Source organism: Paenibacillus tritici (assembly GCF_013204885.1).
GTDB classification, from domain to species: domain Bacteria; phylum Bacillota; class Bacilli; order Paenibacillales; family Paenibacillaceae; genus Paenibacillus_AQ; species Paenibacillus_AQ tritici.
Map to the genome: position 1 here is coordinate 1 of NZ_JABMKX010000001.1, position 23,032 is coordinate 23,032.

Here is a 23,032-nt window from a genome sequence, read left to right on the forward strand (position 1 = left end):
CAAAAACGCAGAGCAGCGATCCTCCAATAACGGGAGAATCGCTGCTCTGCTCACTTTTTGTAGCATTAAGAATGAAGAGGACGGTCTTTCGCCGTAGAAAATCTACTTTTGGGACAGCCCCTTTTTGTCTTTGTTCTTCGATTCATCCGGCGAAGTAACGGTCAGGACAATGCAGATGGGATGAAGGTGGGGACAACGCAGAGGAGATAGAGGTGAGGACCATGCAGATGGGATAGAGGTGAAGGCCATGCAGATGGGATAGAGGTGAGGACCATGCAGATGAGATAGAGGTCAGGACAATGTAGATGAGATAGATATAAGGACAATGTAGATGAGATAGAGGTGAGATAGACGGTGAGGACAAAGACAGATGGGATGAGGAGCGGTAGTAGGTGGACCGGTAGTAGGTGGATTTTGTCCACTTGCTATGAAGCGAATGAAAGTTGTCAGGGAAGCAGTTGGAAAAACAGCACTTAAATACGCCCGTTTCACCCCCAGTAACGAAAACTAACCGAATTAGATGCTGTTTTTCCACTTGCTTCCTTTATTTCCGCGGATAGGGGCGAATTAAGCTGCATTTTTCCACTTGCTGGTTGCGTTCGGTCACCCCGGCATTACCCTCATAATCTCTGGACCGCTGAGGCATACTAGCTCCAATTGGTAAATAAATGGGGCTGGAGGCGGGACGACTACGATGACACCTTTACTTTTGCACAATAGTTATAATGCCATGACTGCCGCAAGCCCATATCTGTTCTATTTCACCATATATTCGTTTCTGGGCTGGGTTCTTGAGGGCAGCTACAACCTGTACAACACGGGAACATTCCGCAAAGAAGGCTTCCTGAAGGGGCCATTCAAACCCATGTATGGCTGTGCGCCGCTATTGCTGCTTGCGGCACAGGCTATCAGTCTTCCCTTTCCATTGCTTTTGCTGCTTGCACTAATTATTCCGTCGGCGGTTGAGTTTGTCAGCGGCTGGCTGCTTAAAGGGATTTTTCGTAAGCAGTGGTGGGATTATTCGGGAATGCCGTACCAGCTGCAGGGACATATTTGCCTGAAATTCTCGCTCTACTGGTGGGGACTGTCAGTCGCTTGTATGTACGGCTTACAGCCCTTGGTCCACTTCCTGTATCTGCATGTCCAGCAGGCATGGATACCCGTGCTTCCCCTGGTCATTCTGCTATTCTCGGCTGATCTGCTGTGGACCTGCCGGACCCGGCGGCGCGGGCTGAAATCGCTGGAGCTGGTGGAGCCGCTGGAGCTTGGCGAAGGTTAAAGCATGTGAAAAACCCGAAGACACCTCTGCCATTTAGGCTGGAGGTGTTTTTGGGCGTTCAGTACTGTCGTTCTGGATGTAAATATCAACAAGGAATACCATACAACGGTGTCAAATATAGAGCTATATAGAAGCATAAGCTGAAGTTGGACAGAAACAGAGAAAGGTTACATAGAATTAAGCAAGAAGCACTAAAGAAAGAAACAAAAAGCAAAAGAAGCGGAGGGGAAATTTGGAACTGTAGGAGCGGTAGCGACCGCCTTTGTCACCGGATTTCACCCGCGAAGAGCGGTATTAATCAAGAAATCTGGTGACAACAGCGGCCGAAAGTCCAAATGTTCACCGCAGTGACGACGAAGCTTCATGTTCAAATCTTAAGTGCGCTTTATGTAAATCTTGAACCACAAGTTAGGAGGAAGCTTCATGCCAATGTCTGATTATTACCGTGAGCTGCGCGGAAAAACCGGCAACGGGTTGTTGATGATGCCGTCTGTTGCGGCTGTAGTGCGGGATGAACAGGACAGAATTCTGCTGATCCGCAAGAAGGATGAGACTCTATGGGGCTTGCCGGCAGGAGCCGTTGAACCGGGGGAGACCCCATCCAGAGCGCTGCGCAGAGAAGTGTTTGAAGAGACCGGCTTAATGGTTACGCCTGAGCAGATTATCGGCGTGTTTGGCGGCGGAAAATACAGATATGAGTATAGCAATGGTGATCAGGTTGAATACATGGCTATTGTGTTTGAGTGCATTATTGTGAAAGGCCAGCTTAGAAGTATGGACGGGGAAGCGGAAGAACTGAAGTTCTTCAAGGAAGACGAGCTGCCCGAGCTGACCATTCCGTATCCTCCGAAGCTGTTCGTACGGGAGGCTGCTGCTCCACGAAAGGTTATATTCGAGAATAATTAGCAACATATGAAGGAGTAATCTCATTGCGAAATCCAGTAATAAGATCCAAGCTGGTCTACTGCAGCGCAGTACTGCTGGCTGTCATACTGGGCCTCGGGACCAGGGCATACGGTAACCAGCTGCCCAGCTTTGTCAGCGAACACTTTGGTGATGCACTCTGGGCAGGGATGATTTATTTTGGTTCCCGTGTGCTGTTCACCCGGCGCCCGCTGTGGATGTCGCTTGTACTCAGCCTGGGCTTCAGCTTCGGAATAGAGTTCAGCCAGCTCTATCAGGCGGAATGGATTCTGGAAGTGCGTGCTACAACAGCAGGCGGATTGATTCTGGGCCGGGGGTTCCTCTGGATAGATCTGGTCCGGTATACAGCCGGAATTCTGTTCTGCTACTGGATTGACCGAATCTTATGTAACCGATCCCGGATGATATAGGAGATGAGCAGCTGCAAATGACGAACAGTTTAATAGTGGTATGCCTGTTGACTCTGGTTATTCACACGGCAGAGACCTTGTCGTATTCGGTGCGGTTTGCCGGAGTGAAGCTGAACAAGATTGCCATCGCCTTATCCCTGACCGGAATTATCGTACTGGTATCCAGAACGGCAAATATGATCCAGGGGCCCTTAACGGCCAAGTTCGTAGACATTGCCAAAATAGACAACAGCTTCCCGTTACTCAACTATCTGCGGATTATTATGCTGGCTTCATCACTGGGCACCTTGATTGCCATCGCCTTGTTTCCGACCTTCGTCGGGCTGTTCGGAAGAATCATCTCCAAGCTGGAGGTCGAAGGCTCGATCCCGAAGCTTCTGACCAGTGTAACGGTCGGCCAGCTTAAGAATACGCGCAAATATATCCGCAGGCCAAAGGTGAGACTGCGCAGCTTCCGCTATCTGGGCATTCCGAAGCGGTTCATTGTGATGAATATCTTCGTGACGGCCTTTTATACGGTGGGTGTATTATCCTCCATGTACGCTGCCAAGCTGTTGCCTGAATTCAGCACAACCGCTTCCCAGGCATCGGGCCTGATTAACGGAGTAGCGACGATCCTGCTGACGGTGTTCATTGATCCGCAGCTCGGGATTATTACCCACAAGGCGACGGAAAATGTGGAATACCGTGATCAGCTCGGCAAGATTTATGTTCTGCTGATGGGTTCACGCTTCCTGGGGTCTTTGCTGGGTCAAGCCCTGTTGGTACCGGGAGCCCATATCATCACCGGACTTGTGAAGCTGCTCTGAGCTTCAGGGTACGTTATTTCGGCAGCTTTAGCTCCGCAGCACGGAGAGCTGTGCTGATCTGCTGCTCCCAGCTGTACATCTGTCCAACCATTGTGCGGATCTCCTGCATCCTGGTATAAGAGAGCTTCATCGCAGCCGCGGCCCCGGTGGCATCTCCCGCCTTGACAGCGGCTTTGTAGCGTTTATCAGCCTCGCTTCTATCCGCTTGTGCAGGGGAGAACAGTTTGTTCTGGGCGGCGATTTGCTTCTTGAGCTTTGCGACTGGTGCGAGGGCGTCCTTAGCAGGCTTGTTACGGGCTGCTGTAAGTGCCTTGGCTTCCGCCAAGGCCGAGGTGGCGGTCTTCACTTCCGCCCGTGCCGCCACTGCGCCAGCCTTAAGCTTGTTGCGCTTGATCTCAAGCAGAGCCGCACTCTTCAGGTTGTTGGCTTTGCGGGCAGCGGTAATTTGTTTGCCGAGAGAGGTGTATTGTTCCAGCAGCGGGGCGTGCTTCTTCCGCATCGCTTCCGCCGCAGTCCGCAGCCTGCCGAGCTGGAGCGCGTCTGTGGCTTGAAGCCGCTTGTTCACGGCGGCAAGCGCAGTATTGTTCTGCTTACGCAATTCCTGATTCCGCTGAATATCGGACTTCAGTAATGTCTGCAACCCGGTGTAGTCTGTGTACAGATTATGGATCTCGTCCAGAGCGGAATCCCATTCAGAAGCGGCCGAGACGCTGGACAAGGGACTGCTCCAGAGCAGCAATAGGATCAATACCACTGCGATTCTCCTTACAGACCCCCCAGAGCAACCTGTGAAACCTCGAAAGCCATAATAACCTCTCAACCTTGTGCAGCCTGTGAATTTTAACATTGCGCTCAGCTCCTATTATTGTTAATTTGGTAATAACCAGGCAATAAACACAAAGAAGCACCTCCAAGACAGGCATGAAATGCCGGTCCTGCGAGGTGCTTCTCCCGCTTAACGTGTGTTATTGTTCATTTACTATACCCTGTCAATTCTTCAGAGTCAATAGAATTAAGGAACATTAGTTCGCTTGCCTGGGATGAATCTCTTCTTTTTGGGTATGACTTGGCCAGAAAATCTAGTAGAATATATCTATAGTTTACAATTATATTAAGTCCGACATCTAGGTACTCACAGGAATAGGGGATGCACAATGCAGCTTAGACATGTGAAAATCAAAGGAACAGGTAAATATTTGCCGGAACGCGAGGTTAGTGATGCTGAGCTTGACCAGATCCTCGGCACAACTCCGGGCTGGGTTAATAAAATAACCGGCGTTGGCATCCGCCATTATGCCGGAGCAGACGAAACGGCCTCCATTATGGGCGCAAGAGCGGCAGAAGCGGCGCTCGCTGCTGCAGGCTTAAGCTTTGATGAGATTGATTGCCTGGTCTGCACAAGCGGAACCAAGGAGCAGCCGCTCCCGAGTACCGCAGTGTTCATTCAGCAAGCCATGGGGCAGGCGGATTCTGGTGTTCCGGCTTTTGATATTGATGCCACCTGCCTCAGTTTTCTGGTGGGTCTTGATGTGATGTCCTACATGGTGGAAGCGGGAAGGTACAGGAATGTGCTGCTGGTCTCCACTGAAATTGCCTCCGGGGGGCTGAACTGGCAGGATAAGGAGAGCTCGGCATTATTCGGCGACGGAGCGGCGGCGGTGGTCATTGGTCCTGCAGAGACCGGAGAATCCTCACGGATTATCCATGCTTCGCTCAAAACCTACAGCAGCGGTGCACGTTATTCAGAGATCGCCGGGGGCGGCACCAGGCTGCATCCCCAGAAATTCACCGCTGAGAATGCTGCACCTTATTTATTCCATATGGACGGACAGGCAATCTTCCGCAAGGCCTCCAAGCTGCTTCCGGATTTCATTAATGAAATGTTGACGGCTGCGGGGAATCAGATGGATGACTTCTCGCTGGTGATTCCTCATCAGGGCAGTGCAATGGCCATGCGGCTTCTGCGTAAAAAGCTGGGCATCGCCGAGGAACGCTTCCTCGACAATACCGCCGGTCACGGCAATACGATTGCAGCATCCATACCGATGGGGCTGCATGAAGCCGTCCGGCAGGGCCGGATTACTCGCGGAGACCGGATCATGCTGATTGGTACAGCAGCCGGGCTGTCTCTGGGAGGCATGATTATTGATTACTGAGGCCCGGAATATTCTGATTACCGGCGGACGCGCCCCGGTGGCACTGGAGCTGGCAAGGCTGTTCAAGTCGGCAGGCCACCGGGTATATGTAGCGGAAAGCGCCGAATATCATCTGTGCCGGGGTTCCTCTGCCGTCGAGGCCAGCTTCCGGGTACCTTCTCCCAGGCATCAGCCGCAGGCTTATGTCCGGCGGCTGGCCGCATTAACGGAAGAACTGGACATTCACTGCCTGATCCCGACCTGTGAAGAGATCTTCTATATTGCTGCCGGTCTGGAGCGCTTAAAGGGGTGCCGGGTGCTTGCGGCAGACCGGAGCATTCTGGGCGGGCTGCACCATAAGGGGGAGTTCATTGCCCGGGTCCGTTCCCTCGGATTCGCTGTCCCGGATACGGAGCTGATCAGCAGTGCTGCGGAGTGGCAGAGAGCCGCAGAGCAGGCGGCAGCGAACGGTGAGCAGCGGGTCTACAAGCCAGCATACTCCCGGTTTGCTTCCAAAGTGATTCTTCCCGCGAAGGCTTCCGCCGCCTCCCGCAGCGTCAGCCAGGGAGGAATCAAGCCTCCTGCCGGTATTTCGGCAGATGCGCCATGGGTGTCACAGCAGTACATCGAAGGCACTGCCATTTGTACTTACAGCATCGTTCATGAAGGTTCAGTGGTGGCACATGCCGCTTATGACAGCAGGTACAGGACGGGCCGGAGCGGTGCCAGTGTATATTTTGAGTCTCTTGAGCATCCGGCGTCCCTGGATTGGGTGCAGCGGTACGCCGGGGCAACAGGCTTCAGCGGCCAGATCGGGTTCGATTTCATCGAATCAGAGAACGGTACCCTGTATCCGATTGAATGCAATCCGCGCGCGACAAGCGGTATTCACCTGTTCACTCCGGAGGACGGGCTGACGGAGGCTCTGCTGAATCCCGGTCCGCTGGTGAAGAGTGGAGCAGTCATTCTTCCGCGTTCGGCCCGGAAGGCCATGCTGACGCTGCCCATGCTGGGCTGCGTCCTGAAGCTGAGACCCGGGGAGTGGGGGAATTGGCGGCGGGCACTGCTTGGAGCAGCGGATGTGATCTCCCGCAAGGGCGATCACCGTCCTTTCCTCGAGCAGTTCCGTGTAGTATACGCTGCCTGCAAGACAGCGGTGCGGTGCCGCATCTCTATTACAGAGGCGCTGACTGAAGATATAGAATGGAATGGTGAAGCATGACAAAAGCACTGGTAACAGGCGCAACCGGATTTCTTGGCCGGCACACGGCCCGCAGGCTGGCCCGGATGGGCTGGGAGGTCTACGGGCAGGGACGCAACCTGGAGCTGGGGAAGCAGCTTGGGCAGGAGGGGGTGGAGTTCCTGGCCGGGGATCTGCGCGAGGCGGAGAGCGGGCGCTTTTGCCGGGGAATGGATGTTGTGTTCCATTGTGCAGCATTGTCATCACCCTGGGGGAAGTATAAGGAGTTCTATACCTGCAATGTGGAGGCGACCCGCCATATCGTAGAAGGGTGCAGGCGGCATGGCGTGGGCAGGCTGGTTCATATTTCGACGCCCAGTGTGTATTCCAGCCAGCAGCACCGCTTCGCCATCCGGGAGAGTGATCCGCTGCCCAAGCGGCCTGCCAACGGATACGCCGCAACGAAGCTAATCGCCGAGCAGGTAGTCGGGCAGGCTTCCAGAGAGGGGCTTCCAGCCTTCATGCTCCGGCCCAGAGCCATATTCGGCCCTATGGACAATGCGTTATTCCCCCGGCTGCTGGCGGCGAATAAGAGCAAGGGTGTTCCGCTGATGAACGGCGGAAGGGCAAAGATTGATCTCACCTGTGTAGAGAATGTAGTCGATGCCATGCTGCTCTGCTGTGAAGCTCCGCTCTCAGCTTCGGGTAGAGCCTACAATATTACCAATGGTGAGCCGCTGATGTTCAGCGAGCTGATCACAAGATTGTTCTCACTGCTGGAGCTTCCGCTGCACACCAGGCGGCTGCCTTATCCCGTTGCTTATACCGCAGCGGCAATGATGGAGGGCATCCACAGGGTGCTGCCTGTTCTGGGTGAGCCGCTGCTTACCCGTTATTCTGCTGCCGCGCTCGGTATATCGCAGACACTGGATATCTCACTGGCACGGGAGCAATTGGGTTATCATCCGCGCGTAACAACAGACGAGGGGCTTCATGCCTTCGCAGAATGGTGGAGGGAACAGCCATGATTACAGAAGTTCCAGTTGGATTATCCCTGTTGTCAGCGGGCTATTGCCTGCATCCCGAGCTGCTGACACTGCGGGGCGGCTCGCTTAAGCCGGTGGCCTTTCCGGCAGGGTACGCCCTGATCCGGCATCCGAAGTACGGGCCGATCCTGTTCGATACCGGCTACAGCGCGCGATTCTTCCGGGAGACGGCGAGTTTGCCTGCCTTGCTATACCGTAAGATCACCCCGGTAGTCTACCGGGACGAAGAGAGTGCAGCCCGCCGGTTAGAGGAAGGCGGGATCACTCCGGGAGATGTACGCTATGTAGTGCTCTCGCACTTCCATGCCGACCATATCGGCGGTGTACGGGATTTCCCGCAGGCGCAGTTTATTTATCTGCGGAAGTCTTACGATGCTGTAAGCAGACTGGGTCCGGTCCGGGCGACGAAGGCTGGATTCCTCCCGGGGCTGCTGCCGGATGACTTCAATCTGCGTTCATTGCCGCTGGATGAATATTCGGCTATGCGTCCGCTGCCGGAAGGGCTTCCGTTCACAGAGGCTTATGATCTGCTGGGAGACGGCAGCCTGCTGGCCGTAGAGCTGTCGGGCCATGCCGCAGGAATGATCGGCCTATTCGTATCGACCGCCGAGCATGATTATCTGCTCTGCGCAGATACGGTCTGGTCCAGCCGGGCTTTCCGGGAGAACCGCAAGCCGCACCCGGCGGCCGGATTGATTATGTCCAGCCGTGCAGAGTACAACCACAATTTCGAGCGGCTGCGCCGGATCCATGAACAGCTTCCGGCACTGCGGATTGTGCCCAGCCATTGCCGCGAGGCGCTCGCGCTCTGGGGAACAGGAAGTGTGAAATGAAGCGGATGAGGCTGGTTATTACCCATTATATTCTTACCAAGTGGGGCAGACGCTGGAAGAACCGGACCGAGCTGGAACGCTGGCAGGAGAAGCGTATCCGGCGTCAAGTGGACAAGGTGCGGCTGCATTCCAAATTCTACAGGGAGCAGTGGGCTGGTATTCCTTCAGCAGAATGGCGCAGCTTCCCCATCATTGAGAAGTCCCGGATGATGGAGAATTTCGATGAACTCAATACGGCAGGCATTACGAAGGAGCAGGCCTTTGCCGAGGCCTATGAAGCCGAGAACAGCAGGGATTTCAAGCCTACGCTGCAAGGCGTGACCGTCGGGTTGTCTTCGGGAACCTCCGGGAACCGGGGGATTTTTCTGGTCGGAGAAGAAGAACAGGCAGCCTGGACCGGTACCGTGCTGGCGAAGCTTCTGCCGGGAGGGCTGTGGAAGCGGGCGAGGATTGCTTTTTTCCTGCGGGCGAACAGCAATCTGTATGAATCTGTGAAGCAGGGACGGCTGCAGTTCCGATATTTCGATCTGCTGGAGCCGCTTCCGCAGCTCTTGGCCCGTATGAAGGAATACCGGCCGGATATCTGGATTGCCCCGCCTTCCATGCTGCGTCTGCTGGCTGAGGCTCAGCATTCAGGCAGCTTGAATCTGACACCGCGCAGAATGATTGCCGTTGCGGAAGTGCTCGACCCGCTGGACCGGCAGCATATTGAGCAGACCTTCGGGCAGAAGGTGCATCAGGCCTATCAGTGCACCGAAGGATTCCTGGGTTCAACCTGCAGTCACGGGACGCTGCATCTCAATGAAGACATTGTACATATTGACAAAGAAGTGCTGGACGGGGAATCCCGCCGCTTCGTGCCGGTCGTGACTGATTTCTCCAGAACCGTGCAGCCCATCATCCGCTACCGGCTGAATGATATTCTGACCGAGGCGGCGGAGCCGTGTCCCTGCGGATCGTTATATACGGCCATTGAGCGGATTGAGGGCCGCTGTGATGATATCCTGTATCTGCCGCATGTCTCTGACGGCCATCTGGTCACAGTGTTCCCGGATTTCATTACCCGGGCTGTGCTGGCGGCTTCGGCAGAGATTGAGCATTACAGGGCGATTCAGCACAGCCCGCAGGAGCTGGAGATTTCGTATCGCACGCGGCCCGGCAGCAATGAAGATACGGAGCGGCAGATTGCGGATGAACTGACACGCCTGTTCAACAGGCTGTCCTGTACTCCCCCACTTCTGACGTTCAGCGCCTACAGCTTCGTGCCGGGCAGGCTGAAGCTGCGCCGGGTGGAGAGGGGCTGGAAGCTGTGAAGAGCAGAGTGATTCAATATGACAGTGATTCCGTTGCCCTGCTGGATTGGCCCGATACGGAGTACGGGCAATATGCCAGGGAGTATCTTACGCCGCTGATGGAACGGGGAGCGCAACCTTTTATTGCCAATGTGAGTACAACAGTTAAGGTGTTGACTGTCGATGGTCTGCCCGTTCCGATTACGGTGAACGAGAAGGACTATAATAATTCCTATGTGTGCTCGCCCTACACCCACTATGTCAGCTATGCGCGTGAGGAGCTGGCTCTGCTCAATAACCGGATGCTCGAAGGCCTGCTGTCGTTCATGCTCACAGGGATCGGCCGGGTGCTGAGACAAGCCCGCTTCAACCGGGTGATTCAGGTGAACAACTGGCTGCTGTCCACCAATCTGTATCCTGCGTTAAGTGCAGAGCAGCTGACCGAAATCTTGGATTACCTGCGGCACATCTATCCGGGTTATACCTTAATGTACCGTTCTCTGAGCCGCGAGACTTCGGGAGAATTCATCGACAGACTGCAAGCGTATGGCTGCAAGCTGGTTCCCAGCCGGCAGATTTACCTGCTCCAGCCGGACACCTCCGGCTCCAAAGCCAGATGGCTGGTCAAACGCGACCGGAGTCTGCTGGCGAAACACGGTTACACCGAGGTATCCCCCGAGGAGATCACACCGGAAGACATTCCCCGGATCGTGGAGCTGTACAGACTGCTGTACATTGATAAATATTCGGCCCACAATCCGCAGTTTACCGAAGCCTTCATCGCCCTGGCGCTGGAACGGCGGACACTGAAGGTCCACGGGCTGCGCAGAGAAGGACGGCTGGATGCGGTACTTGGCTTCTATGAGCGGGAGGGGGCGATGACAGCGCCTTTGTTCGGTTATGATACAGGTCTGCCCCAGTCTCTCGGACTCTACCGTATGCTGTCTGCCGTACTGATCGGGCTTGCCGGGAGCAGAGAATTATTGCTGCATGAGAGCTCCGGCGTGGGCCAGTTCAAGCGCAACCGGGGAGCGGCAGGAGCAACCGAATATTCTGCCGTGTACGACCGGGGGACCTCCTTGCTGAACCGCTGCGGCTGGTCGCTGCTGGAGCTGCTGCTCCGGAGGATCGGCATGCCGCTGATTCAGAAGCTTAAGTTATAATGAGGTCAAGTAGAATGAATTAAAGGAGGTGCAGCATGAACTCTAATTCAAGCCCGCCCGACGATCATGAGCCAGTCGCACTGATCACCGGGACTTCCAGCGGGTTCGGGCTGCTGACAGCCCTTACGCTGGCCCGCAGGGGCTACCGGGTAATTGCCACTATGCGGGATCTCGGCCGCCAGACTGAGCTGCTTCAGCAGGCTGAACAAGCCGGTGTTCTGGAACGCATTCATCTCATGACGCTGGATGTGACGGATGAAGCCTCGATTGCTTCCGCCCTTCAAGCGATTCTTGGGCGCTTCGGCAGAGTGGATGTGCTGGTGAACAACGCCGGCTTTGCCGTAGGCGGGTTTGTGGAGGAAGTGGGCATGGCGGAATGGCGGCGGCAGATGGAGACCAATTTTTTCGGGCTGATTGCCGTCACGAAGGCCGTGCTTCCCCTAATGCGGGAACAGCGCAGCGGTCTGATCATTAACGTGAGCAGTGTCAGCGGCCTGACCGGGTTCCCGGGATATGGCCCGTATGCCGCCTCCAAGTTTGCAGTGGAGGGCTTCAGCGAGAGCCTGCGCCAGGAGATGCTATCTTTTGGCGTCCGCGTAGTGCTGGTTGAACCCGGTTCCTTCCGTACGCCCATCTGGGGCAAAGGCATTGCCGGAATCCATAGCAGGGAAGGCTCTCCCTATCAGACCCGGCTTGAAGAGGTGTTGCGATACTCCCGGCGGGCGTCCGAGACGGCTCCCGATCCGCAGGAGGTAGCTGAGCTCATTGGACGGATTACAGCCAAGCGAGCGCCCAGATTACGTTATCCGGTCGGCAGAGGCTCGCGTGTGCTGATTCTCGGCAAAGCCCTGCTTCCCTGGAAGCTGCTGGAGGGGATCATCTCGAAGTCACTGCGGGCGATGAAGTGAGCAGCGTCAACGGGGGAGGTTGTAGCGGCATGGTTGTATTGTATAAGATGGCAGAACAGAACAGGGGTGTATGCATTGCCGGGAACGGTTGAATTACATATTTGCTTTGATGAGCAAGGCCGCGAGATTGAGGTCCTGGATGTGACTCCGGTTGCCAAGGATACGTACCGGATGGAGGAAACGCCGATTTTTAACCCGGGGATCGGGCTTGGTGACATTATCAGAGTGCGGGAACAGGAGGGCATAGCCTATTATGTAGAAACGGTGCAGAAATCCGGCCTTGTCCGGTACGCCTGGCTGCTCAGCAAAGAGGCGGCGGCTTCCAAGGAGGTCCGGAGCTTCACCGAACGGGTTACGGAGCATGAGGGAAGATGGGAGCAGATCTTCGGCGGTTTGCTGGTCGTTCATCTGCCCAAACATGCTGCACTGGATGCGGAACTGGAAATGTCACGGATTATTAAGCATTTTGAAGACTAATTATACGAATTCGAGGTGGAAGCACGATGAGAAAATTTCTGAAGCAATGGGTGCCGAGTATCGCGATCGGTATTATTCTATCCCTGTTTATCCGGACTTACGTCGCTGAAGCAATGAGAGTGCCCACAGGCTCCATGATTCCTACCATTGAGATAAACGACCGGCTGGTTGTGGACAAAATGCTCTGGAACTCCTCGCTCAAGCACGGCGATATTGTGGTGTTCCATCCGCCTGTTGCCGGTGAGGAGCATACAAGGTATGTGAAACGGCTGATCGGCCTGCCGGGAGATACGATTGAGATCAAAGAGGGCACCCTGTACCGCAACCATGAGGAAATTGCCGAGCCGTATCTCCAGGAAGCGATGACCTATACCTTCGGGCCGGTCACCGTTCCCGCAGACCACTATTTTTTCCTGGGCGATAACCGGAACGTCAGCTTTGACGGGCATTTGTGGGATACCCCGTTCGTAGGCAAGGATCAGCTGATTGGCAAAGTGCTGTTCGATGTGAATCAGTTGTTCTAGCGCAGGGCAGGTGGAGGTTACGGAAGAATCGGGTAATCCACGACGACAACGTTCTCTATAATCCCTTCCAGCATGGACACAAAACGCTGATGGGCCGGATGCGGGCCGTATTGGCGCAGGGCTTCCTGATCCTCAAAGGTCACGCGGAGCCCCAGTGTATAGCCGTGGATATTCTCCGTCTCCTCTGTCACATTAACGCCTGCCGTGAGGTCTGCAATACCTGGGATTTGTCCCTTCAGCGCCCGCAGCGTGCTTAACAGACCTTCCTCCCGGCTTGGTTCATACTGATCATTGAATCTGAAGACTACCAGATGTTCATACATATAGATTCCTCCCTAAGGTGTGGTGTACTGATGTAAGCGATTATACTACAATGGTCCATTGGTAGGAATAGTACCCCGTGAAACGGCTAATTACCTGGACGAAAGACAACGAAGTTAGGCTGAAAGGCGAGAGATTTGTCAAATGGCCCCGAACAGAATATGGAAAGGAGCCTAAAGACAGGGATTCATTGGAACTAGATTGCGGGGAGTTTGTGACTTTCACCGGATTGTTACTTTGCCGTCTGTTGACTATGATCAAGTGGAGAATTACGGAATATTCCTATAAATAAAAGGGGTGCTGAAACTTGAAAGTACATGTCACGGATCTGAAGCACGGTGATTGTCTCATGGCAGACACTTTCAACGGTGTAGGTCTTCATGTTCTCCCCAAGGGGACTCGTGTAGAACGCGAAGAAATTAGTATCCTGATCCGGCATAAAATTCACTATGTGGATATCGAGCCGCGCAGTGAGCTGCATCCGGACGCCGCACCAGAGCCCAGCCACGGGCTGCACGATGATTTTGATCTTGCCATTTTGAATTATGAGGGGATTTTTCTGGAAGCCCTGACTAAGGGCAGCTTCTCGCAGTCCGCAGTGGATGATACGCTGAAGCCGCTTCTGGAGACTTTGGCCGGGCAAAAGGATGTCGTCTCCCTGCTGCTCCTGCTGGACCGGGATGACATTGATACATATCACCACTCTTTACAGGTGGGCTTATTATCCTATTATATTGCCGCGTGGATGGGTTACTCCAAGGAGGAGCGTTACCTGATCAGCCGTGCGGGTTACCTGCATGATATCGGCAAAAGCCGGGTGCCCCTGTCGATTCTGAACAAGCAGGGTCCGCTCACGGAATCCGAGAAGGAGGAGCTGGCACGCCACACTTCCTATGGCTATGATCTGATCCGCGGCTCCCAAATGGACGAGGTTACCGCGCTGGTAGCCCTTCAGCATCATGAATATGAGGATGGTTCAGGGTATCCCAACCAACTGGTCAAGCAAAAGATTCACCCCTATGCACAGATTGTCTCAGTAGCCAATATCTATATGTCGCTGACCACTTCTACTGCGAACCGGCCCAAGCAGGGGCTGGTTACCGTGCTGCGTAAGGTGCATGAGATGGGCTTCGGCAAGCTGAACGAGACGGTGGTGCAGGCGCTTACCGGACATTTGCTGCCCAGCTTCGTCGGCAAGAATGTCCAGCTCAGCAACGGGGAAGTCGGCATGATCGTGATGAATAACCCGCTGGACCTGTTCAAGCCGCTGGTTAAAGTGGGCGAAGGCTTCAGAGATTTGTCGCGTGAGCGCAGCTTGTCCATAGAAGAAGTCGTTAACTGATATACCCGATAGAGTTGCGCTCCCCAGCGCGGCCTCCGGCCCTTCGGAACGGCCATACTGTCCTTGCGGATGGTGTGGCTTTTTTGGTGTTCCTGAGATGATCCGGTGACCGGAGGAAGGTTTGTGTTCGCGTGATAGATTGGCTATGATTAATGAGAGATGGAAGACTTCCATAGAGATTCTAGTAATTCTGTGCAGCAGGATAAAGGAGAAATTAAGATGAATACCGACAACCAGCTAGAGAAATTGAAGCAGCTCAAATACGAGCTTACCCGCTTCATGATGATCTACAAATTCGCCCTCGCCGAAATGGAGACCAAGATTGATATCCTCAAAGAGGAATTCCAGCTGCTCCACGACTACAGTCCGATCGAGCATACCAAGTCCCGGCTGAAGTCCCCTGAGAGCATTATGAATAAAATGCTGCGCAAGAACAGCGAGCTGTCCCTGACGGAGATCAGATCCAGTATTAAGGATATCGCCGGGCTGCGGATTACCTGTTCGTTCATTTCGGATATCTATCAGGTCAGCGCCATGCTGCAGAAGCAGGATGATCTCAAGGTGCTTGCGGTCAAAGACTATATCAAGAATCCGAAGCCAAACGGGTATCAGAGTCTGCATCTGCTGATCGAGGTTCCCGTATTTATGTCGGACTGTCAGGAGCATGTCTGTGTAGAGGTGCAGATCCGTACCATTGCTATGGATTTCTGGGCCAGTCTGGAGCACAAAATTTTCTATAAATACAGCCAGGCGGTTCCTGAGCATCTGACCCGTGAACTGAAGAATGCGGCGGACAAAGCGAATGCACTCGATCTGCAGATGGAGCGGCTGCACCGTGAAATTAAGGAAATCAAGGACTCTCAGGAGGAGGAGGACTCTCTGTCCGGGCTGCGGGAGATTATCCTCAACAATCAGCAGTTCAATCTGCCAGCCAACTTCATTAAGCTGTTAAGGGAAGGGGACGATTCCAGATGAGTGAACAGCACCTTGGTGCCATAACAGTGAACCAGGCGGGTTACCCAAGCAGCGGGGAGAAGCTTGCCAAGTTCACCGGGGAGACGTCCCGTTATCAGGTTATCGACGCAGCAACCGGAAATGTGGTGTTTACCGGACAGACGGGGATTTACGTTGAGGACAAGCCCAGCGGCTGCCGTGTGCATACCGGAGATTTCTCAGCGCTAACCTTACCCGGGAAGTACCGGATTGAAGGGGCTGCGGGTGAGCGGTCTGCTGCATTTGTAATTGCTGACAAGCCTTATTATGAGCTACAGCAGGGGTTGCTGAAGGCATTCTATTACTACCGCTGCGGCACCCAGCTTGACGGGGACTACGCCGGAGCCTGGGGGCATAAGGCCTGCCATCTGGCGGAAGGAACGGTAATCGGCCAGCCGGAGCTGAAGCGGGACAGCAGCGGTGGGTGGCACGACGCCGGAGATTACGGTAAATACTCCGGGCCGGGAGCGAAGGCTGTGGCGGATCTTCTTCTGGCCTGGGAGCTGTATCCTGCGGCGTTTGCCGGTGTACATACACTGCCGGAGAGTGACGGTGTGATGCCGGATATTCTGCTGGAATGCAGAGTGGAGCTGGACTGGCTGTTCAAAATGCAGGAGACCGGCAGCGGCGGGGTCTACCACAAGCTGACCACACAGCATTTCCCGGGGCTTGATGTTATGCCGGAGGAGGATACGGCGGAGCTGTATTTCTCGCCGGTCTCTGCTACAGCCACGGGCGACTTCGCCGGGGTGATGGCGATGGCGGCGCGGATCTACCAGCCGTTCGATGAGGCATACGCCGCACGGTGCCTGGAAGCCGCGCGGACTGCCTGGAGCTGGCTGACAGCGCACCCGCATGTGCCGGGCTTCACCAATCCGCCCGGAATTACGACGGGGGAATACGGCGATGAAGTGGACAGCGACGAGCGCTTCTGGGCAGCGGCGGAGCTATTCCGCACTACAGGAGATGAACAATTCCACGGTGCGGCCCGTGAACTTGCCAAGCTGCCCTTCCCCAAATACAGCCTCGGCTGGGGGGACATGGGCGGCTATGGTACACTGGCTTACCTGCTGCAAGGGGAAGCCGGAACGGACCCTTCCCTCTATGCGGAGCTGAGGGAAGGGTTGCTGGCCGAAGCCGGGCGGCTGCTGCGGCAGAGCCGTGAAGACGGCTACAGAATCTCGCTGCTGGAGGAGGATTACATCTGGGGCAGCAATATGCTGGTCATGAACAATGCAATGCTGCTGCTGATTGCGGAGCATGTCAGCGGGGAGCCGGAATATGCGGCTTGTGCCCTGGATCATCTGCATTACCTGCTCGGCCGCAATGTGCTGGGGATCAGCTATGTGAGCGGCTTCGGGGAACATTCGGTTATGCACCCGCATCACCGCCCGTCTGTGGGCGATCATGTTCTTGATCCTGTTCCGGGGCTGGTGGCAGGCGGACCCGACCGGGGCTTGCATGATGAATACGTACGGGAGCATCTTCAAGGCAAACCGGCAGCCCAGTGTTATGCGGATCACGAAGACAGCTACTCCACGAATGAGGTGACGATCTACTGGAATTCACCGGCGGTGTTCGTGACGGCGAGATTCAATTGCTGATTAGACGGGAGCTCGGACAGGCAACACACTCTCACCACTGAAGGGGCGAAGCGAAATGAGTAACAGCCAGGCAGAGCAGGAGTTAGAGTTGTTAAAGTACCCGATAGGTAAATTTGCTGCGGTGGAGAACCGGACGGCAGAAGCACGGGAAGAGTTGATAGTGATCCTGAAGCAGCTGGCGGATGAATTGCGGGCTGCCGTAGAGCCGCTGACGGCTGAGCAACAGAACACACCTTACCGTCCGGGCGGCTGGACTGTGATCCAGGTTGTGCATCATCTGGCCGATACGGGCATGTATGCATACCTTCGCTTCAAGCGGGGGCTGACGGAGGATGCGCCGCAGATTCCCAGCTACAGGCAGGACCTGTGGGCGGAGCAGAGTGATTATGCCGATGAACCGGCGGAATCCTCACTCCAGCTCGTGGGGCTGCTTAACCGCAGATACGCTACCCTGCTCACCTCGCTGAAGCCGGCTGATTATGACCGGATCTTCGTGAGTGCCGGTCTGGGCACAATGACTTTGGATGCGGCACTGCAAAGATACATTTGGCATAGCCGCCACCATATTGCCCAGATTACAGCATTGATTCAGCGAAGCGGCTGGTAATTGAGGCTTCTGCAATGGATGATAGTCTAACAGACGGACCAGGGGACTTCCTGCCGTCTGTTTTTTTGTATGCCAACGTATTCATCTGTTTCTCGCTGAAGCGGCCGCGCTATCTTCATGAGGATGGTGTGGCCGTTTTTCGGGCCAAATGAGCTAATGAGGAGCAATAGTGCACCTTAATTCAGCGGACGCGGGCTAGAGAACGAACGGGACGGGGCTGGAGTAGTAAGAGCCGGGAGTAGATGGATTTCCTCCACTTGCTGATGAATGAATGCACGCTGCGAGAACAGGAGGTGGATAAACAATACTTAAATGATCGAATTTCACCCAAAGCAGCTGAATCCACCACTAGCAGATGCTGTTTATCCACTTGCTTCCGTATATTCGGCAGAAATGGGGAAATTAGGATACGTTTATCCACTTGCTCCAATTTCGCTCGGTTACGAATGCAAATAATCGTCACCTGGGCATGGGCGGATACATACTCTGTAGCAGAACGATAAAAAACGGCTCTGAGGAAAGGACGGATTTGCGTGACCTCTTATATGGATTATACGTCACCGAATACACAGTTTACGTTTGATATGAACTGCAGCACCTTATTCAAGAAGGATGATTGCAATTATATCAATGTGCTGGGGATCAAAAACTTGAATACACTGGAGAATACCTCGCTGCTCGATATTTTTCTCAGTCAATCCAATGTCGTCGAGCCGCATTATCATCAAAATGCTGCTGAGCTGGTGTATTGTATCTCTGGCGCGGCAGTGGTGTCCCTGATTAATCCGTTCACGAATGAGCTGCTGCATTTCCCGATCACTCCGGGCCAGGTCGCCAATGTGCCGCAGGGCTGGTGGCATTATGAAGTGGCAACGGTGGATTGTACTCATCTGCTCGCGATATTCGACGCCCCCACGCCGGAGGTCATTCTCGGCTCGGATATTCTGAGCAAGACCCCGGCCAATGTGCTGGCACATACTTATTGTCTGAATGAAGCGCTGGTCAAGGAGGCGCTCGCTCCGGTTAAGCCCCAGACTCTCATTGGTCCGCCTGCGGATTGCTGCCCTCCTCCGCAGCACGTATCCGAGAACATGAAGGGGACCCATATCGCTCCCGCCAATATGTCACCCATGATGGCGAATGCGAACATGTCCCCGTATATGCACCAGCCGCAGGCATCGCAGTCCTTCGGCTATCAGCCAATGGCGGTACACGGTTATTATACTCAGCCGTATGCCCGGCCGTACGTCCAGCCCTACCGCCAGCTGCCCTATGTTCAGGGGAATCCGCAGAGTGCACATGAGGCTGGAATCGAATAGGGGAGCTGGCATGGACAACAAGACGGCTGTACATTCTGTGGATACAGAATATACGCCGTCTTTTTGCAAATATGAATTATATGTTTGCCGGGAAAGCTTGCGCCTGCCAAACGCAGATGTATCCTCAATTCTGGCTGTCCGTAATCTCGAACGATTTCAGGTAGTTCTGAATATCATCCTGAGGCGTCTGGAGCAGACTTGCCAGCATGCTCTGAATGGAGCGGAGTGCTGCAACCTTCTCGTCGATTTCGGTGATTTTGTCGCGGACGAGTACCTTTAATGATTCCTCATCCATCCTGGAGCCGAGCAGGGCAAGCGCCGCCTGAATTTCATTCAGCGAATACCCCAGTGATTTGGCATCCTTGATGAACTTCAGCTTCACCAGGTAATCCGCAGAGTAGATCCTGTATCCCTTCGCAGTCCGCTCCGGGACGGGCAGGATACCGCTGTCTTCATAGTAACGGATGGTTGCTGCGCTTACCCCGGCCTGCCGGGCCAGCTTGCCGCGGGTCATTCCCTCCATCGGGCACCTCCTCCTTTATTCGATATTTATCTACGGCTATTGTCTCTTTTGCGTATAGGTCTGGTCAAATTTCACTTCCGGATATTCAGCCGAAGGACCGTTCAATAGAGCCTGCGGCTCGCCTTTCAGATATTGATCGAAGAATGACCGTACATAAGATCTGGTAATATCTACAGTATGCACCGGATCGAGACCATTTGCGAATAATGAAGGCGACAGCAATGCAATCTCGGTGAAGCTCTGATGGATGAAATGATTGATGGTCAGATAATAGGTATCCCCGGAGCTGCGGGTCATCACAGACTCCAGGTCGGGAGCGAATTCCTCATAAAAGACCTTGTCCTTCTTCGTTGCAGCCGGATCAAGACTCTGAGCGGTACCGCCTGTCATCATATACATAAACGGCTGCTTAAGCCCGGCATGCGCAACCTTCCCCCAGAAGCCGCCTTCCAGACTGATGCCTGCCTTGAACCGCTTATCCTGGGCAAGTGACTCAGCAGTGGTTGCCCCGCCAAAGGAATGACCTAAGATCCCAGCGCGGCTGAGATCCAGCTTGCCCTGGAACAGTCCGTTCGGGTCCTGATTGTTCCATTCCGTCAATGTATCCAGCACAAAGCTGGCATCTGCTGCACGGATTGCGATCCCGTTCACATTGTGATTGTAGAGCTCTGCAGAAGTATCGAATTCGGGATCAGGCACGTAATAGACTGAATCTCCGTCCGGGTAAGTGACTTTGGCTGAGGTATAAGGATGGTCCATCCCGACTACGATATACCCTTGGCTGACCAACTCTTCAATCACTGACATACTTTGAAACCGGGTGGAGCGGATTCCCGGCGAGAACAGCAGTACCGGATAGCTCGCTTCTTCAGCAGACAGCTGTACTCCATCGACGACATGGGTAGGGATATCGGTGACATGACTGAACAGCAGCTTCGGCAATCCGAATACAAGGCTCACCGCTTCTCCTAAGGCGGAAGGATAATGGCCTTTTGGCTTACCCTCAGCGAGCTCCGGAGTGACCGGGTACCAGACATTGACCATCAGCTTCCGCTTGTCGCCTTCCTGCGGGCTTAGTGTCTCGTCACGGCTCTCATCCGTAAGCTCTCTTGCTATCGTTCCGATGGCATAGTGTCCTGTTGGTTCGGGTAACGTGAACATGGGCAGCAGCCGGCTCGCATATACGGATACACCTGCCAGAAGGAGGATAACGATCAGCAGCAAGCTTTTCCATAGCTTCGTTGATCTCTTCGGCCAGTCCCGTGAGTGTTGCTTCAAGAGCCTGAAGCTCAGTATGATCAGTAGCCCTAGTGCTGCGGCGTAGGCCGGAGCCATCTGGATGCGGTAATTCTCTATCACTCCATGCAGTCCAATGGCTGTAATTACAGCCAGCAGCATTCCGGTATCCAGCCGCCGGTCCTTCTTCCTAAATAAAATCCCCGCTGTGGCAGCCAGAATCACAACAATAACTACAATCTCTAATCCTCTCATTTGCAGTACCTCCACCTGTAATTGTCTGTTACAGGGATAGCATAAAGGTTGAAGTATACTTCAAGGTCAAGGTTTAATTAGCCGTTATAAGTGACAGTCAACGGAGAGCCCTGAGATGGAAAGCAAAAAAGACGGCAGAATGTTCTGTGAATTCAGAACGAACGCCGTCTTTGTTATAATATAAAGCTAGGATAAACGGACAAGCACGCGCCCCCGGGTGTGCGAACGGAGAATATCCCCGAGCGCCGCAGGCAGCTCATTCAGGGAAATCTCACGGTCCACAAGCGTATCCAGCACCGCAGGCTTCATGTCGCCTGCCATGCGCTGCCAGAGCTTGGTCCGTGTTCCGATAGGGCAGGCGACGGAGTCGATGCCCAGCAGGCTGACCCCTCGCAGGATAAACGGCAGGACTGTCGTTGGAACCGCAGTGCCTGCGGTTAAGCCGCTTGCAGCCACGGCGCCGCCGTAAGCGATTTGGCTCAGCACGGCAGCAAGCGGGGCACCTCCGACAGAATCTACAGCCGCCTGCCATTGCTGCTTATCGAGCGGCTTAAGCGCACTTCCGGCCACCTCTGCACGGGAGATGACCTCCGCGGCGCCAAGCGCCTGCAGATAACCGGCTTCATCCGTTCTGCCGGTACTGGCGGTAACCTGGTAGCCCAGCTTCGCCAGTATGGCGGTTGCCGCACCTCCGACACCGCCGGTGGCACCGGTGACGAGTACTTTTCCCTGACCGGGAGTCATTCCTTGTGCTTCCAGCGCCTGCACAGACAGCGCCGCCGTGAATCCGGCTGTGCCATAGATCATAGCTTCCCGCAGGGTTAAGCCCTCCGGCAGGTCCACTACCCAGTCCGCAGGAATGCGGGCGTACTCGCTGAAGCCTCCGAAGTGGGAGACTCCGATCCCGTAGCTGGTGGCAATGACAGACTGGCCTTCGCGGAAACGCTTGTCCGTAGAAGAGACTACCGTCCCGGACAGGTCAATTCCCGGAATGAACGGATAATTTCGCACAATATTACCATTCGGGATACTTGCCAGTCCGTCTTTATAGTTTACACTGGAATAAGCTACCTTAATTAAGACTTCACCGGCGGGTAGGTCCTCCACCGACAACGATTTGACCTCTACAGAGAATGGTTCTGTCTTGTCCACTACCAAGGCTTGAAAAGGGTTAGTCATATTTGCTCGCTCCTTAAAATCGGTTATATACTATTTATTCTGACCGGTTAACTTGTTAAACACAATGATATCTTACACAAAATTGCCTGATTTGCGAATGAAGAGGAGAGGTGAACTCTGGTGGGAGTTAACATGCGAAAGGTCATTCTTACAGCAGCCATCTGCCTCGTTCTGGGCGGGGGCACATGGTACGGTTATACGAAGGCTGATTCCAGCTCTTCTATACACAGGCTGCGGCTGAGTGATGAAGAGCCTGCACGGTATCTGCAGGGAGCAGAAGTATTGTCTCTGGATCAGATAGAGCTGTCGCTTGGCGATCAGAGCCGTCCGGGGGATTATATCAGTATTCCTAACCATACCGAGGTGTTGTGGAGGAAGGCGGTTCCTACTCCGGCAGGAGACGGGGAGCTGATCAAGTTCGTACAGGGGGGAAGCGCTGTGTTCCCTGCTCCAGAGGTTACCTATTATTGGCTGTGCTATCAGCGCCCCGGGAAGAGTGCCGACGTTAATACTGTAACCTACTATATTGAGGCCAAAGTACTGGGAGAAGATGAAGCTGCTGCGAAGAAGGAGCTGCTGAAGCTGGCTGAGCAGTGGGAGATCCCGGGTTGACCAGGAAAAGTTATGTACATCGTGTGAACTGTAGTATATTGTAGATAGCATTCATCCGTCT

Annotated in this window: 25 protein-coding genes; 20 read left to right on the plus strand and 5 right to left on the minus strand. The window is 54.3% G+C overall.

Annotated elements, in window-relative coordinates; translation table 11 throughout:
- Positions 1 to 694 precede the first annotated feature (694 nt).
- The 4 genes from HQN87_RS00005 to HQN87_RS00020 all read left to right on the plus strand — a co-directional run bounded on the left by HQN87_RS00005 (position 695) and on the right by HQN87_RS00020 (position 3,422).
- Positions 695 to 1,279 carry a putative ABC transporter permease gene (locus tag HQN87_RS00005; protein ID WP_254075301.1) on the plus strand — a complete coding sequence of 195 codons (585 nt, stop codon included), beginning with the start codon at positions 695 to 697 and terminating at the stop codon, positions 1,277 to 1,279.
- 423 nt (positions 1,280 to 1,702) lie between these two features.
- Positions 1,703 to 2,185: an NUDIX domain-containing protein gene (locus tag HQN87_RS00010; protein WP_173125873.1), complete on the plus strand. Its 483-nt coding sequence runs from the start codon at positions 1,703 to 1,705 to the stop codon at positions 2,183 to 2,185.
- Positions 2,186 to 2,208: 23 nt separating this feature from the next.
- Positions 2,209 to 2,613: a ribosomal maturation YjgA family protein gene (locus tag HQN87_RS00015; protein WP_216857080.1), complete on the plus strand. Its 405-nt coding sequence runs from the start codon at positions 2,209 to 2,211 to the stop codon at positions 2,611 to 2,613.
- A gap of 17 nt (positions 2,614 to 2,630) precedes the next feature.
- Positions 2,631 to 3,422: a lipid II flippase Amj family protein gene (locus HQN87_RS00020; RefSeq protein ID WP_173125876.1), complete on the plus strand. Its 792-nt coding sequence runs from the start codon at positions 2,631 to 2,633 to the stop codon at positions 3,420 to 3,422.
- Between the two features lie 13 nt (positions 3,423 to 3,435).
- Here the strand turns inward: HQN87_RS00020 and HQN87_RS00025 are convergent, their stop codons facing one another.
- Positions 3,436 to 4,176, minus strand: a complete 741-nt coding sequence (locus HQN87_RS00025) for a hypothetical protein (protein ID WP_173125879.1) — start codon at positions 4,174 to 4,176, stop codon at positions 3,436 to 3,438.
- Between the two features lie 400 nt (positions 4,177 to 4,576).
- Here HQN87_RS00025 and HQN87_RS00030 point away from each other — a divergent pair, with 400 nt between their 5' ends.
- From HQN87_RS00030 to lepB, 9 genes are read left to right on the plus strand one after another with little or no spacing between them, the layout of a single operon-like run.
- Complete coding sequence (locus HQN87_RS00030) at positions 4,577 to 5,578, plus strand: beta-ketoacyl-ACP synthase III (RefSeq protein ID WP_173125882.1); 1,002 nt, start codon at positions 4,577 to 4,579, stop codon at positions 5,576 to 5,578.
- On the plus strand, positions 5,568 to 6,779 hold the full coding sequence (locus HQN87_RS00035) for an ATP-grasp domain-containing protein (RefSeq protein WP_173125885.1): 1,212 nt from the start codon (positions 5,568 to 5,570) through the stop codon (positions 6,777 to 6,779). The genes HQN87_RS00030 and HQN87_RS00035 overlap by 11 nt, the downstream gene beginning before the upstream one ends.
- Positions 6,776 to 7,765, plus strand: a complete 990-nt coding sequence (locus HQN87_RS00040; RefSeq protein WP_173125888.1) for an NAD-dependent epimerase/dehydratase family protein — start codon at positions 6,776 to 6,778, stop codon at positions 7,763 to 7,765. The genes HQN87_RS00035 and HQN87_RS00040 overlap by 4 nt, the downstream gene beginning before the upstream one ends.
- Entirely contained in the window at positions 7,762 to 8,616 is an 855-nt protein-coding gene (locus tag HQN87_RS00045) for an MBL fold metallo-hydrolase (protein WP_173125890.1), read from the plus strand. Before HQN87_RS00040 ends, HQN87_RS00045 begins: the two co-directional genes overlap by 4 nt.
- Before the next feature lie 5 nt (positions 8,617 to 8,621).
- On the plus strand, positions 8,622 to 9,929 hold the full coding sequence (locus HQN87_RS00050) for a F390 synthetase-related protein (RefSeq protein WP_254075324.1): 1,308 nt from the start codon (positions 8,622 to 8,624) through the stop codon (positions 9,927 to 9,929).
- Complete coding sequence (locus HQN87_RS00055) at positions 9,926 to 11,071, plus strand: GNAT family N-acetyltransferase (protein ID WP_367272636.1); 1,146 nt, start codon at positions 9,926 to 9,928, stop codon at positions 11,069 to 11,071. The genes HQN87_RS00050 and HQN87_RS00055 overlap by 4 nt, the downstream gene beginning before the upstream one ends.
- Positions 11,072 to 11,106: 35 nt before the next feature.
- The gene (locus tag HQN87_RS00060; protein ID WP_173125896.1) at positions 11,107 to 11,979 is read left to right on the plus strand and encodes an SDR family oxidoreductase; all 873 of its coding nucleotides are present in this window, start codon (positions 11,107 to 11,109) and stop codon (positions 11,977 to 11,979) included.
- 33 nt (positions 11,980 to 12,012) lie between these two features.
- Positions 12,013 to 12,456: a DUF4265 domain-containing protein gene (locus HQN87_RS00065; RefSeq protein WP_216857081.1), complete on the plus strand. Its 444-nt coding sequence runs from the start codon at positions 12,013 to 12,015 to the stop codon at positions 12,454 to 12,456.
- A gap of 26 nt (positions 12,457 to 12,482) precedes the next feature.
- Positions 12,483 to 12,980, plus strand: coding sequence for a signal peptidase I (gene lepB / locus HQN87_RS00070; RefSeq protein ID WP_173125902.1), 498 nt, complete (start codon positions 12,483 to 12,485; stop codon positions 12,978 to 12,980).
- 17 nt (positions 12,981 to 12,997) lie between these two features.
- Here lepB and HQN87_RS00075 read toward each other — a convergent pair whose 3' ends face one another.
- Positions 12,998 to 13,303 (minus strand): Dabb family protein, encoded by a 306-nt coding sequence (locus HQN87_RS00075; protein ID WP_216857082.1) that lies wholly within the window; start codon positions 13,301 to 13,303, stop codon positions 12,998 to 13,000.
- Positions 13,304 to 13,608: 305 nt separating this feature from the next.
- Here HQN87_RS00075 and HQN87_RS00080 point away from each other — a divergent pair, with 305 nt between their 5' ends.
- The 6 genes from HQN87_RS00080 to HQN87_RS00105 all read left to right on the plus strand — a co-directional run bounded on the left by HQN87_RS00080 (position 13,609) and on the right by HQN87_RS00105 (position 19,166).
- Positions 13,609 to 14,643 carry an HD-GYP domain-containing protein gene (locus HQN87_RS00080; RefSeq protein ID WP_173125905.1) on the plus strand — a complete coding sequence of 345 codons (1,035 nt, stop codon included), beginning with the start codon at positions 13,609 to 13,611 and terminating at the stop codon, positions 14,641 to 14,643.
- A 219-nt stretch (positions 14,644 to 14,862) separates the two neighbouring features.
- On the plus strand, positions 14,863 to 15,618 hold the full coding sequence (locus HQN87_RS00085; protein WP_173125908.1) for a GTP pyrophosphokinase: 756 nt from the start codon (positions 14,863 to 14,865) through the stop codon (positions 15,616 to 15,618).
- Entirely contained in the window at positions 15,615 to 17,240 is a 1,626-nt protein-coding gene (locus HQN87_RS00090) for a glycoside hydrolase family 9 protein (protein ID WP_173125910.1), read from the plus strand. The genes HQN87_RS00085 and HQN87_RS00090 overlap by 4 nt, the downstream gene beginning before the upstream one ends.
- A 55-nt stretch (positions 17,241 to 17,295) precedes the next feature.
- Positions 17,296 to 17,847: a YfiT family bacillithiol transferase gene (locus HQN87_RS00095; RefSeq protein ID WP_173125913.1), complete on the plus strand. Its 552-nt coding sequence runs from the start codon at positions 17,296 to 17,298 to the stop codon at positions 17,845 to 17,847.
- A 14-nt stretch (positions 17,848 to 17,861) separates the two neighbouring features.
- The gene (locus HQN87_RS00100) at positions 17,862 to 17,999 is read left to right on the plus strand and encodes a hypothetical protein (protein ID WP_173125916.1); all 138 of its coding nucleotides are present in this window, start codon (positions 17,862 to 17,864) and stop codon (positions 17,997 to 17,999) included.
- A 381-nt stretch (positions 18,000 to 18,380) separates the two neighbouring features.
- Positions 18,381 to 19,166 (plus strand): cupin domain-containing protein, encoded by a 786-nt coding sequence (locus HQN87_RS00105; protein ID WP_367272637.1) that lies wholly within the window; start codon positions 18,381 to 18,383, stop codon positions 19,164 to 19,166.
- Positions 19,167 to 19,290: 124 nt separating this feature from the next.
- Here HQN87_RS00105 and HQN87_RS00110 read toward each other — a convergent pair whose 3' ends face one another.
- From HQN87_RS00110 to HQN87_RS00120, 3 genes are all read right to left on the minus strand, one after another.
- A complete protein-coding gene (locus tag HQN87_RS00110) occupies positions 19,291 to 19,689 on the minus strand; it encodes a MerR family transcriptional regulator (RefSeq protein WP_173125922.1) in 399 nt (132 codons plus the stop codon).
- 36 nt (positions 19,690 to 19,725) lie between these two features.
- Complete coding sequence (locus tag HQN87_RS00115; RefSeq protein WP_173125925.1) at positions 19,726 to 21,180, minus strand: alpha/beta hydrolase family protein; 1,455 nt, start codon at positions 21,178 to 21,180, stop codon at positions 19,726 to 19,728.
- A gap of 186 nt (positions 21,181 to 21,366) precedes the next feature.
- Positions 21,367 to 22,359, minus strand: a complete 993-nt coding sequence (locus HQN87_RS00120) for an acrylyl-CoA reductase family protein (protein WP_173125928.1) — start codon at positions 22,357 to 22,359, stop codon at positions 21,367 to 21,369.
- A 132-nt stretch (positions 22,360 to 22,491) separates the two neighbouring features.
- Here HQN87_RS00120 and HQN87_RS00125 point away from each other — a divergent pair, with 132 nt between their 5' ends.
- The gene (locus HQN87_RS00125) at positions 22,492 to 22,971 is read left to right on the plus strand and encodes a hypothetical protein (protein WP_173125931.1); all 480 of its coding nucleotides are present in this window, start codon (positions 22,492 to 22,494) and stop codon (positions 22,969 to 22,971) included.
- Positions 22,972 to 23,032: the final 61 nt, after the last annotated feature.